At 57.9% G+C, this 11711-nt stretch carries 13 protein-coding genes; 5 read left to right on the top strand and 8 right to left on the bottom strand.

Going from position 1 to position 11711, the window contains the following annotated elements:
• The first annotated feature begins 4 nt into the window (after positions 1-4).
• Genes G7G_RS0119370 through G7G_RS0119360 form a run of 3 tightly spaced genes read left to right on the top strand, consistent with a single transcriptional unit; the run spans position 5 to position 1428 of the window.
• Complete coding sequence (locus tag G7G_RS0119370) at positions 5-439, top strand: nitrate reductase cytochrome c-type subunit (protein ID WP_010443119.1); 435 nt, start codon at positions 5-7, stop codon at positions 437-439.
• Positions 440-465: 26 nt separating this feature from the next.
• A complete protein-coding gene (locus G7G_RS0119365) occupies positions 466-1158 on the top strand; it encodes a NapC/NirT family cytochrome c (RefSeq protein ID WP_010443118.1) in 693 nt (230 codons plus the stop codon).
• A gap of 12 nt (positions 1159-1170) precedes the next feature.
• The gene (locus tag G7G_RS0119360) at positions 1171-1428 is read left to right on the top strand and encodes a hypothetical protein (RefSeq protein WP_010443117.1); all 258 of its coding nucleotides are present in this window, start codon (positions 1171-1173) and stop codon (positions 1426-1428) included.
• Positions 1429-1455: 27 nt separating this feature from the next.
• Here the strand turns inward: G7G_RS0119360 and G7G_RS0119355 are convergent, their stop codons facing one another.
• Positions 1456-2157 (bottom strand): Crp/Fnr family transcriptional regulator, encoded by a 702-nt coding sequence (locus tag G7G_RS0119355; RefSeq protein ID WP_010443116.1) that lies wholly within the window; start codon positions 2155-2157, stop codon positions 1456-1458.
• 186 nt (positions 2158-2343) lie between these two features.
• On the opposite strand from G7G_RS0119355, the gene hemA reads away from it, so the two are divergent.
• Entirely contained in the window at positions 2344-3567 is a 1224-nt protein-coding gene (gene hemA / locus G7G_RS0119350; protein ID WP_010443115.1) for a 5-aminolevulinate synthase, read from the top strand.
• Positions 3568-3626: 59 nt separating this feature from the next.
• Here hemA and G7G_RS23370 read toward each other — a convergent pair whose 3' ends face one another.
• The 6 genes from G7G_RS23370 to G7G_RS0119320 are packed head-to-tail and all read right to left on the bottom strand — an operon-like array spanning position 3627 to position 9075.
• Positions 3627-3914: a cytochrome C oxidase subunit IV family protein gene (locus G7G_RS23370; protein WP_037321969.1), complete on the bottom strand. Its 288-nt coding sequence runs from the start codon at positions 3912-3914 to the stop codon at positions 3627-3629.
• 5 nt (positions 3915-3919) lie between these two features.
• Positions 3920-4468 (bottom strand): cytochrome c oxidase subunit 3, encoded by a 549-nt coding sequence (locus G7G_RS0119340; protein WP_010443113.1) that lies wholly within the window; start codon positions 4466-4468, stop codon positions 3920-3922.
• Positions 4465-6387, bottom strand: a complete 1923-nt coding sequence (locus tag G7G_RS0119335; protein ID WP_010443112.1) for a nitric oxide reductase activation protein NorD — start codon at positions 6385-6387, stop codon at positions 4465-4467. Before G7G_RS0119335 ends, G7G_RS0119340 begins: the two co-directional genes overlap by 4 nt.
• 9 nt (positions 6388-6396) lie before the next feature.
• The gene (locus G7G_RS0119330) at positions 6397-7206 is read right to left on the bottom strand and encodes a CbbQ/NirQ/NorQ/GpvN family protein (RefSeq protein WP_010443111.1); all 810 of its coding nucleotides are present in this window, start codon (positions 7204-7206) and stop codon (positions 6397-6399) included.
• Between the two features lie 2 nt (positions 7207-7208).
• Complete coding sequence (locus G7G_RS0119325; protein ID WP_010443110.1) at positions 7209-8609, bottom strand: cbb3-type cytochrome c oxidase subunit I; 1401 nt, start codon at positions 8607-8609, stop codon at positions 7209-7211.
• 16 nt (positions 8610-8625) lie between these two features.
• Positions 8626-9075: a c-type cytochrome gene (locus G7G_RS0119320; protein WP_010443109.1), complete on the bottom strand. Its 450-nt coding sequence runs from the start codon at positions 9073-9075 to the stop codon at positions 8626-8628.
• 344 nt (positions 9076-9419) lie between these two features.
• On the opposite strand from G7G_RS0119320, the gene G7G_RS0119315 reads away from it, so the two are divergent.
• Positions 9420-10427, top strand: a complete 1008-nt coding sequence (locus G7G_RS0119315) for a Hint domain-containing protein (RefSeq protein ID WP_238528836.1) — start codon at positions 9420-9422, stop codon at positions 10425-10427.
• A gap of 25 nt (positions 10428-10452) precedes the next feature.
• Here the strand turns inward: G7G_RS0119315 and G7G_RS0119310 are convergent, their stop codons facing one another.
• On the bottom strand, positions 10453-11643 hold the full coding sequence (locus tag G7G_RS0119310; protein WP_010443107.1) for an NnrS family protein: 1191 nt from the start codon (positions 11641-11643) through the stop codon (positions 10453-10455).
• Between the last annotated feature and the right edge of the window lie 68 nt (positions 11644-11711).

Raw genomic sequence — 11711 nt, 5'->3', positions numbered from 1 at the left:
GAAGATGAAAAAGCCGATCCTAGTGGGCCTTGCCCTGATCCCGCCGCTGCTCCTCGGTGGCCTGGCCCTTGCACAATCTGCCGGGGTCAACAGCCTGCGCGGTGTCGAAGTGGATGAACCCGCCATTGTGGATCAGGTGCATCGCACTGTCGAAGGCCGCATGCAGCGCAACTATCGCCAGCAGCCACCGCTGATCCCGCACTCGATCGAACAGTACCAGATCGACCTGCGTACCAATCAGTGTCTGTCGTGCCACGACTGGACCAAAGCCGGTGAGCGCAATGCGCCAACGCTGTCGATGACCCACTATCTGGACCGCGAAGGCCGTGAGTTGGATCAGATCGCAGGCACTCGGTATTTCTGCAACCAGTGCCACGTGCCGCAGGCCGATGCGCTGCCGCTGGTCGACAACACTTTTGAACCTTCCTCCGGAAACTAAACTCAGGTCGAAAAGGAGAGCGCGACATGTCCGACTCCCAAGAAAAACAAGGGCTCATCCGGCGCCTCTGGACCTGGTTCTGGAGCCCGATCGCCGTCGTCAGCGTTGGTTTCACCCTGCTTGCCGGATTTCTGGCAGGCATCCTGTTCTGGGGTGGGTTCCACTGGACGCTGGAACTGACGAATACAGAAGAGTTCTGCACCTCGTGTCACACGATGGAGGTCAATCTCGGCGAATACCGCGAGACCATCCACTATAACAACCATTCGGGCGTGCGGGCGATCTGTTCGGACTGCCACGTCCCGGACGAGTGGAATCATAAGATCAAAGCCAAGATCATGGCCGTGAAGGATGTCTACCACGAACTGGCAGGCACGATCAGCACGCCCGAGAAGTATGAGGATCATCGTCTCGCTATGGCGACGGCCGTTTGGAAGAAGATGAAAGCATCCGACAGCCGGGAATGCCGTAACTGTCACAACTTCGACTATATGGACTTCACGATTCAGGAGACCCGGGCCGCCAATGAACACCAGCGCGCGATCGATAACGGCATGACCTGTATCGACTGCCACCAGGGTATCGCGCACAGCCTCCCACCCAACTATCTGGAAACGTATGAAAAGATTGCGAAAGAGATAGACGGCGAGGTTCTGCAGGAACACGCAGCCGCTTCAGGAGACGACATCCGCGCGTTCCTGAACAAAAGCTCGGATTAAGGTGGGACAGAGATGTTAGAAATACTTGGAACCATCGGCGGCAACGTATTGGGCCTACCCGGCATTCTGGGTCTGGCACTGGGCATGATGACCCGCCAATATTGGTTGGGGGCCCTATTGGGCGGTCTGGTAGGCCTGATCGCACCACTGCTTTTTGCCGGGTGGCAATTTTCCCATGTCGGAGCCATGGCGCTAATCATCGCGATCATCGTTGGCGTCTGTGCCGGTACCCTTGGCACCGCCATTCGCCGCAAGGGCGCGACAGTCTGAAGAGGTCAACCCGGCAGCAATGCCGGGTTACCGACCCCAGTTTTCCGCCGGATCACTTTCGGCATAATCCCGCAGCAATGCTATATCCGATATCACAGCGTGGTTGCGGTTGATCTTTACCCCCACCGCCTTAAGCCTTGAAAACGCCCGGCTCAGGCTTTCGGGTTTCATACCCAGACGACCCGCGATCAGCATCTTGTCATAAGGCAGCGATACTTCGCACTCACCCGCATCAGTGTCACAGAGGTTCAGCAAAAACTCGGCCACTCGCTGTGCACCGGTCTGCGCCTTGAGCTGTTCCAGCTGCGCCACCAGCGAGTGCAGATGGGTGAAGGTCGCGGCCAGAATCGAGATCCCGATCTCGGGGTCTTCCTTCATCAGCGAAATCAGGATTGGGCTGGGAATGTGCATGACATCACAGGCCGAAACGGCCTCGGCCGAGACCGGATAGGGCACGTTGCGCAGCGCCACGGCCTCACCAAAACTGTCGCCACGGGTAAAGACGCTCACAACGGCCTCGGCACCGGTAGGTGTCATACGGAACAGCTTAACCCACCCCGCCAGTACGACGTGGATCGCCTGCGCCGTTTCCTCCTGCAGAAATATTGTCTCACCGCGGTCATACTGACGCCAGATCGCGTGGCTCAGCAAAGTTTCCACATGCTGTTCCGGTAAACTGCGCAGCAGCAGCGACTGACGTGCGATCGCTTTTTGTGCTTCGTGAGACAAGAGAATACCCCTGTTACTTCCTGCCGGCGCGCGCGCTCGGTTGGTCCATCCCTGTCCCACGCTATGCCAGAGCCGGCAGTTGTACACCATAGTTTTTATGTTGCCTAAACTTGACTATTGTCATGTTGCGGGTTGGTTCGCTGCCCTATTCTCGGCTCAAAGCCAGTATTCCGGGGAGCACGTAACATGGACTACGAGCGTTATTTCAGCCAAAGCCTCAATGACCTTCGGGATGAAGGAAATTATCGTGTTTTCATAGACTTGCAGCGTTGTTGTGGCTCTTTTCCGAATGCACGCCAAACGGATGGCTCAGTCCAGCGGAATGTGCGGATCTGGTGCTCGAACGATTATCTCGGCATGGGTCAGCACCCCTCGGTGATCGGCGCGATGCATGACGCATTGGACCGCTGCGGCGCAGGGGCTGGCGGCACGCGGAATATATCGGGCACCACGCATGATCACGTGCTGCTTGAGGCCGAACTGGCGGATTTGCACGGAAAGGAATCCGCGCTTCTGTTTACTTCCGGGTATGTTTCGAATTGGGCGGCCCTGGGAACCCTCGCCGCAAAAATCCCCGACCTGATCGTGTTCTCGGATGCCCTGAACCACGCCTCGATGATCGAAGGCATCCGCCACTCGCGAGCGCAGAAGGTGATCTGGAAACACAACGATCTGGAAGACCTTGAGGCCAAGCTGGCCGCCGCTGATCCAGATGCACCCAAGATGATCGCCTTCGAGTCGGTCTATTCGATGGACGGCGACATCGCCCCCATCAAAGAGATCTGCGATCTGGCCGATAAATACGGCGCTATGACCTATCTGGATGAGGTTCATGCGGTGGGTCTTTACGGCCCGCGCGGCGGCGGCATCGCCGAACGCGAAGGGCTGATGGATCGCCTGACGGTGATCGAAGGCACGCTAGGCAAGGCGTTCGGTGTGGTGGGCGGGTACATCGCTGCCTCTGCTGCGCTGTGCGATTTCGTGCGCAGCTTTGCCAGCGGCTTCATTTTTACCACCGCCCTGCCGCCTTCTATCGCAGCTGGAGCTGCAGCCTCGATCCGGCATCTGAAACAATCGAATGCTGAACGCGACCTGCAGAAAGCCCGTGTGTCGCAGGTTCGGGCCCGTTTGGATGCGGAAGGTATCCCTCATATCCCCAACCCCAGCCATATCATCCCAGTGATGGTCGGCGATCCGGTGAAGTGCAAGTTCATCTCGGACACGCTGCTGGAAGAGTTCGGCATCTACATTCAGCCGATCAACTATCCGACCGTGCCAAAAGGGACCGAGCGGCTGCGGATCACGCCGTCGCCCGTCCATACGGATGAGGATATCGACCATCTTGTCGGCGCGCTGTCTACCCTCTGGCAACGCTGTCAGATCGCCCGGATGCCGATGGCGGCCCAGTAACAACGAAGCGCCCCCTAGCGTGACACTTCGCCGTCTCTTCGGAGGCGGCGTTTTTTTGGTCAGATCAGGTAGAGGGCGAAGATGATGATGGCAAATCCTGTAGTCACCATGGTGAATCCCCGCAGCCAGGCCGGGCTGTTTGCGAGATCAAGATAACGAGCCAGGATGACGCGGCATTTCGCCAGTGCGAGGATCAGAATGCCGCCGGCTAGGACGGCCGGCGGGATGGGCAGCACAGTCAGCAGTGCAGATGCGACGCTGAGCATCAGAAGGGTTAGCCATGCGCGTGTGAGCGCATTCGGGAGTCTCCGGCGGGCGTATTTAGGAAAAGATGAAGCTGCGGGCATCCGTATTATCCCAACAGGTAGATCACGGGGAAAAGCAGGATCCAGACCAGATCGACCATGTGCCAGAACTGCGCACCTGCCTCGATGTTGCGGGGGTCATCGCACCAGGCGACCAGCAGCAGGATGCCAACACCTGCCAGCACATGAGCGGCGTGGAAGCCGGTTAGCAGGTAGTAGAACAGGAAGAACGGGTGGGTTTCGTAGGTGATCCCCTGTGCTGCTTTGCCGGCGTATTCCGCGCCCTTGATGATCAGGAACACAACGCCCAGCGCGGCGGCGGCGATCAGTGCCAGACGGGCGGCGAGCCGACGCGCGATCTGCCGCCAGTGCAGCGCTTGCGCCGCCAGATAGCCTGAGGTCACCAGCACCGCCGTATTGAGCGCCGCTCCGGTACGATAAAGATGCGATTGTGCTTCGGCGAACCCGGCCGGATCGGTCAGCCGAACGCCCATGAAGGCAATCAGGCCAGCGCCGAATACCAGCAGTTCCGAGATGATCAGAACCCACATCAACAACTCGCCCGGAAGCTCGTCGATCAAAGAGGTATCACTCATGCGCCGACCAGTTGGCGGTAGATTTGCGGCAGGGCCATAGTCAGGCGGTGCGGATCGGGGATGACCGCGAATCCGCCTTGGCCGAACATGCGCGGGAACCAGCTTTTACCGGTTTTGTCGATGGTAACGCCAAAGACCGATTGCCCGGCGCGGCGCGCCTCGCGGATGGCTTGGCGTGTGTCTTCGATGCCGTGACGGCCTTCGTAATGGTCCAGATCGTTGGGTTTGCCATCGGTGATCACAAGCAGCAACCGGCGTTTGCGCGATTGACTGGCCAGATCGGCCGAGCAATGGCGGATCGCCGCACCCAGCCTTGTATAGTGGCCCGGACGCAGGGACGCGATGCGCTGTTCTACCAATCTGCCCATCGGCTCATCGAACCGTTTGCAGCGCTGCACGAAGACGCGTTGGCGTTTCAGTGAGCTGAAAGCGTGAATGGCAAAATCGTCACCGCAGGCGTTCAGACCCCAGGCCAGCGCGGCCAGTGCCTCGCGTTCGATGTCGATCACGGCACGGCCTGTCACGGCGCTTTCGGTCGAGCGGCTGACATCCAGTAGAATCGAAACGGCCAGATCGCGGGCTTCGGGGCGGGATTGCATCCAGACGCGTTCATTGCCTTCTCCGCTGGCGCGGCGGTCGGTTTCGGCCCGCACGGCAGCCTCGATATCCAGTTGATCGCCGTCCAAATGGCCCCGGGTCATGACGCGGCCCGGGCGCAGCGCCTCGAACTGGCGTTTTACGGCGCGGATGCGGCGGGCGGTGGCCGGGTCTTTGCCGAATTCAGCCGAGTCTTCGCGGATATCGGCATCCGACAGCAAGACGTTGACGTGATCCGGCAAGTACTGCCCCGTGCGCACGTCCCATTCAGGATAGAGGATGCGGCCTGAAAGACGCTCGCGATTCACGTCCTCGGGCGCAAGGTCCAGATGCAGTTTCAACTTGGTCGGCGGGGCTTTGGAGATCTGCCCCAAACCGATTTCTTCCTGATCGTCGGCGGCTTTCTTGGCGTTATCGGGATCGTCATCATCGATGCGCCGGTTGATGTTCAGGAACTCGGCCCAGCTGAGGATCGCCTCGAACTTGTGCAGGATGAAACTGTCACTGCGGTTGGCCTGATCCGATTTACGGCGGCGGGCGCGGTGGGTTTTCTCCCCTGATTCCTCAGGTGGACCTTCGGTATCGGGGTTTTCGACCTCGTTGTGTTCGGAAAATCCGACGGCGCGCAGTTCGGGCCACAGGGGAACAGGGCGGAGATGCTGATATCCACGTGGGGCGGTCAGATCATCATCCAAGGTCAGAAGCTGCTCGGCCCGCTCTGACAGGGGTGCGGGATCGCCCAGCATGTAACGAACCAGTTCCTCGACCGCGGCCTCCACAGGAGGCAGGCCGGGGATATCGCGGTGATGCAGAACACCCTTGCAAAGCTCGGTGTAAAGTGGGCGCAGGCCGGGGGCGTCGTCCAAAGTAGCCTCGACCATGCTCTGCGCGGCAATCAACGCGCGCAGGTCAGCGCGCAGAGGGTCATCTTCATCAATCCGGGTTCCGGCATGGGCGGCAGCAGCGACCAGCCAGACAAAAAGCGCGCCATTGGCTTCGCGCGCGGGGAAAACTGCCAGCCGGTCCGGCAGGCGCAGAACTTCGCCATCGAACGAGGCGCGCGGCATTAGCTCGGCCTCGGTTGCCAGCTTGCGGCGCCAGCTTAGACGGTGACGTGAAACCTCGGGTGAGACCGGGCGCAATTCAACGCCCGGACTACCCCCAAGCCCTCGGAAGAGGACGGCCAGCCGCCCTGCGACCTCAGAGAGGTCGACCGCGGCTCCATCATGCACCTCTGGTGCATCAAGGCGGCTGGCAAGGGTGTGCCACAGTTTCCCGATCGTTTCTTCGGGTTCCCATGGCTCAAAATCGATCCTGACCATCGGCCGGCCTCACCCAAAGACAGCCGTGACAAGATCGAGGAGCCCGCGTTTGATGTCCTCGTCATCAGTCAGAGGTTCAATCATAGCGGCAAGGATGGCGCGGTCGGTTGACATGCCCTGTGCGATCAACGTCGCGGCATAGACAACCAGACGGGTGGAAACGCCTTCCTCAAGGTCCCGACCCTTGAGCCCACGCAGCTTGTTCGCCAACCGGATCAGGGGCTTGCAGCGCTCCAGCGCCAGCCCGCTTTCCTGCGCGACGACTTCGGCTTCCATCTCAGGCGATGGGAAGTCGAATTCCAGCGAAATAAACCGCTGCCGGGTCGAGGGTTTCAGGGTTTTCAGGATATTCTGGTATCCGGGGTTATATGAGGCCACCAGCATGAATCCGGGGGCGGCCTCAAGTTCTTCGCCGGTGCGGTCGATCGGCAGAATGCGCCGGTCGTCGGTCAGCGGGTGCAGCACGACGGTCACGTCTTTGCGGGCCTCAACCACCTCATCGAGATAGCAGATCGCACCTTCGCGCACCGCACGGGTCAGGGGGCCATCGACCCAGACGGTTTCTCCACCTTTCAACAGGTAGCGGCCAATCAGGTCGGCAGCGGCAAGGTCATCGTGGCAGGCCACGGTGTACAGCGGGCGGCCAAGTTTTGCGGCCATGTGGGCCACGAAACGGGTCTTGCCGCAGCCTGTCGGGCCTTTCAGCAGAACCGGCAGGTCGTTGTTGTAAGCGGCGGTGAACACATCGCACTCATCACCTTGGGCGAGGTAGAAGGGGGCGTTTGCCACCCCCTCGTTCAGTTTCATGGAGCCGTCCATCTTCATGACTCCGCTGCGACGTGGTCAGGATCGCTTTCCAGCCGGTCGCGTTCGATTGGGCCGGGTTCGACCACCTCTTTCCGGGGAACCCAGATCGAGTAGATGAACAGCAGCGCACCAAGCACTACAACCACACCAGAGCCAAGACGCATCCAGTAGAAGATCGCAATCTGGTCCTGTACGTCCATGAAGTAGTCACCGACCACACGTTGCATGTGCGTCTGTACGGTTCCGCCGAAGGTCAGGACGAAGGTCATGAACACCATGCCGCTGGTCATCAGCCAGAACGAACCCATGTTTAGAACCTGATTATAGGGATCACGGTTCTTCAGGATCGGCATCGCGTAGCTGAAGATCGCCAGGTTGAGGCAGACATAGGCACCGTAGAAGGCCAGGTGACCGTGCGCGGCGGTGATCTGTGTACCGTGGGTATAGTAGTTCACCCCATGCAGTGTGTGCAGGAAGCCCCAGACACCAGCACCGAAGAAGGCAAGCGTGGCACAGCCCAGCGACCATAGCAGAGCGGCCTTGTTGGGGTGGTCACGACGGCCCTTCCAGACCATGACGAAGGCAAATGCCATCATTGCGAAGAACGGGATCACCTCAAGGCTTGAGAAGATCGAACCGATCCATTGCCAGTACGCAGGGGTACCGATCCAATAGTAGTGGTGACCTGTCCCAAGGATGCCCGAGAACAAAGCGGCGGCGACGATGACATAAAGCCATTTCTCGACCACCTCACGGTCTACACCGGTCAGCTTTAGCATCAGGTAGGCGAGGATTGAGGCCATGATCAGTTCCCACACACCTTCAACCCACAGGTGAACGACATACCACCAGTATTGCTTATCGAGGCTCAGGTTGCCCGGGTTGTAGAAGGCAAACAGGAACAGAAGCGCCAGACCCCACAGACCCAACAACAGGATGTTGGTGATGGCAGTCTTCTTGCCCTTCAGAACTGTCATCGACACGTTGTACAGGAAGATCAGCGCGGCAACGACAATACCCATCTTGACCCATTTGGGTTGCTCAAGGAACTCGCGCCCCTCTTTGCCCAGCAGCCAATTGCCTTCGAACAGGTTGAAGACATAGGTCACGACCACGCCCAGCGTGCCGACCACAAGAATGATCAGCTGCAGATAAGCCAGCTTGGGTGAATGGATTTCACGTTCCGCCTCTTCCGGGATCAGGAAGTAGGCCGCTCCAAAGAAGCCAAGGATCAGCCAGACGATCAAAGAGTTGGTGTGAAGCATCCGCACGATATTGAACGGCAGAAGCTCACTCAGGAAGTTCGGGAATACATAGATGAAACCGGCCAGAAGGCCGCCGATCACCTGTATCGCGAACAGGGCCATAGCTACCGCAAAGTAGGCATAGGCGATTTTTTGGGATTCGTATTTCATTGCTCCGTTCCCTTTCTCAGCCTGCCTCGTTGGGCGGCCAGCCCTGAGCGTCGATATTGTCGGTCCAGATCAGGAAGTTCGCCAGATCACGGATCTCTTCGTCGCTGAGGTTGAAATTGGGCATCTGTCGACGACCGGGAATGCCGGTCGGTTGTGCTTCCATCCAGCCCTTAAGTGCTTCAAAGGCTGATTCCGGGTCGTCCAGCACACCCCAACGGGTCATCACATTCGCGACTTCCGGCGCATAGTAGGCGCCTTCACCCATGATGGTGTGACAGTTGATGCAGGCGTGTTTTTCCCAGACATGCTTGCCCCGGACCACACTTTCATCAAGCTTTGCCGAATTCTCGGAGTTGACGATATACAAGTGCGAATGGGCCGACAGGGCCAGAAAGATGAGGATGAAGAACAGTGACCCGCCATAGAATATGTTGCGAGCCATGCTCTTTGTCATGACTTCTCGCATTGCGCTCTCCTTTGCGCAGATTAGCTAGTATGGAGACAATGCCGCGTGGGTAGTGGAACTGCCTTAACGAAAGTCAAGACTGCAGAGGATGAGCGTTCCCCATTCCAAATCTTTGGTCATCAGAGGCCAACAACGATCTATTTTGATCAAACAACAGCAGTTTTCCCTCATTAAACCGATATTTTTAATCGAATAATAACCTTGAAAACTGCAATTAGGGTGGTCAGTCTCTTGCAGAATTCTTTGTCGGTCGGAGTTTTCCCTTCGGCCTGTGGCCCACTCAAGCCAGGCGGAAAATATCAATGCCAATTAATATCTACGGTGCCTTTCGTACTGACACGACGATGACAGACAACACAGCGACCTTTGCGACGCTTGGGGCCACGTTTCAGATATCCCAATATAACCAGATCACGATTGACGATGGTGCGGATGGGTCGGCTATTGAAGGCGACAATATCGTCAATGAATCCCCGAACGACCCGACCCAGACCTATTTGGGAGAGGTGTTTATCTGGGACTACACGATCGAAGTAAATGATGGCGTCAACACCTATCAGATCGGTGTTATGGACTGGGATGAAAACGGCGATGGCGATTTCGATTTCCCAACGGCGGAACAAGGCTATTTTCTCGGCTTTATCGGTGATGTACCCCCACTTAATACAACGCTGACTGTTGGCTCGGTTGTCGACAACGGCGCGAATATTGACGTAGATACCGTTGTTCCCTGCTTCTGCGCTGGCACGCTGATAGATACTCCAACCGGACCTCGCGCGATCGAAACACTATCCACTGGTGACAAAGTCGTCACCTTGGATCACGGTCCCCAAGTTATTCGTTGGATTGGATCGCGAACGCTTGATGCGTCTGAACTGGCTCGCAAACCCAGATTACGCCCTATCCGGATCGCTGCCGGTAGTCTGGGCAGCGGCCTGCCACGTCGTGATCTTTTGGTCTCACCCCAGCACCGCATGCTGATCCGTTCGAACATCGCGATTCGCATGTTCGACAGCGAGGAAGTCCTGGTCCCAGCCCACAAGCTTGTTGGCATCTCGGGAATTACTGTCGAAGAGGACGCTCAGAATGTCGTCTACCATCACATGCTCTTCGACCGGCATGAGATCGTGTTGGCCGAAGGTGCGCCATCCGAAAGCCTATTCACCGGGCAACAGGCGCTAAAGGCTATACACCCGGAAGCACTGGTTGAAATTGTTGCGCTTTTCCCTGAACTGGCCTCGCAGGATCATCAACCTGTGGCTGCGCGCCAGATTCCCAGGCAGGGAAGAAAAATCCACTCATTGCTGCGACGGCACAAAAAAAACGACATAGCCTTGATCCGACCGTCTTGATACGGATTCATCGGCGCGCCTACAGTCAGGAAGCAATACGTGGCCCTGTCAAAGCAGGCCACATCGTGATCAGGTAAAGAACGATAGCGCTGATCCACAGACCGTCAGATACCAACATCATGACCAGATACCCCTGGTCGGTCACTGAACCAACCCAGCGCAAAATAGCAGCCGAAGCCATAAGACCGTAGGCGACCGCCATAGGTGGTGGGGCAACAAGTGCGCGGCCGCTATGGCCCAAAGCAGCCCGACTCATCACAGCTAGGGTCATGCCTCCGACACAACCGATCCCCAGAACGTGCAACGCGCCGATTTCGCTGCCGATACCCAGAACCGCCACCCCCCACAAAACCAACCCCAGTGCCAGCATTCCCAGACCCAGATGCAGGGCAACCAAGATCGGTTGACGTATGGCCCAGCGCGCGCGCCATCGTGACATGCGCAGGATTTGGGTTATGCCAAGCGCTACGGCCATGCCACCCGCTATCTTACCCAATCCGAAGAGAAAAACGCTGAGCGGTAGTAGCAGCGCCAATCCCATGCTGGCTTTGTCTAATGCAGCTACCGACACCGGCCACGCGGCTTCCGGCTCGCCAGCGCGCTTCATCGCATTCCGGGTGAAAGCTGGCGTTATACGTCCACCAAGTATCGCGATCATGCTGCACAGCGTCAGCAATCCTACACGCAATCCTATGTCCAGCGAACCGCCAGTCATGCCCATCCAATCCAGATGGGTTAGCAGATTGGCAATCCAGAAATAGCTGAGCAACAACAGAAAGATCATGTTCTGCGGCTTGGGGCGTCGGATCAGTTGGCTTGCGATCTTTGCCGCCAGAATCGGTACAAAGGCCAGATCGAAGACAGCGACCAGACCCGGCGGCAAAGCCCCGGAGAACCACATCGCGATCCGTCCGGCCAACCAGATACCCGCGGCGATAACAATAAACTGTGCCCTTGCTTCCGGCGTACCCGTCCAGTTTGGCACCGCTGTCAGTAAAAATCCTCCAAGGGCAGCCGTGGCATATCCAAATATCATCTCATGCGCATGCCACATTGGTGGGCTCATGGCGTAGGTCGGATATTCGTAATCGACCAACCCGGTCTGAGTCGTGAGCCACACACCCCAAGCACCACCCGCGAATAGACCGAATAGCCCCGCTGACAGAAAAAAGACGCGAAATCCATCACCCAGTACCCGCGCGATCATTGCCGGCATGCCTGCTCTCCTCGGCCTTAGTGGCTGTTGGATTCGGTCTAGCAAAACCGACCCGCGCCGGACTTAAC

Origin of the sequence: Ruegeria conchae (genome assembly GCF_000192475.1) — a bacterium.
Lineage (GTDB): Bacteria > Pseudomonadota > Alphaproteobacteria > Rhodobacterales > Rhodobacteraceae > Ruegeria > Ruegeria conchae.
The sequence above is the reverse complement of the archived record's forward strand: the minus strand, read 5'-3'. Positions and strand labels throughout refer to the sequence as shown.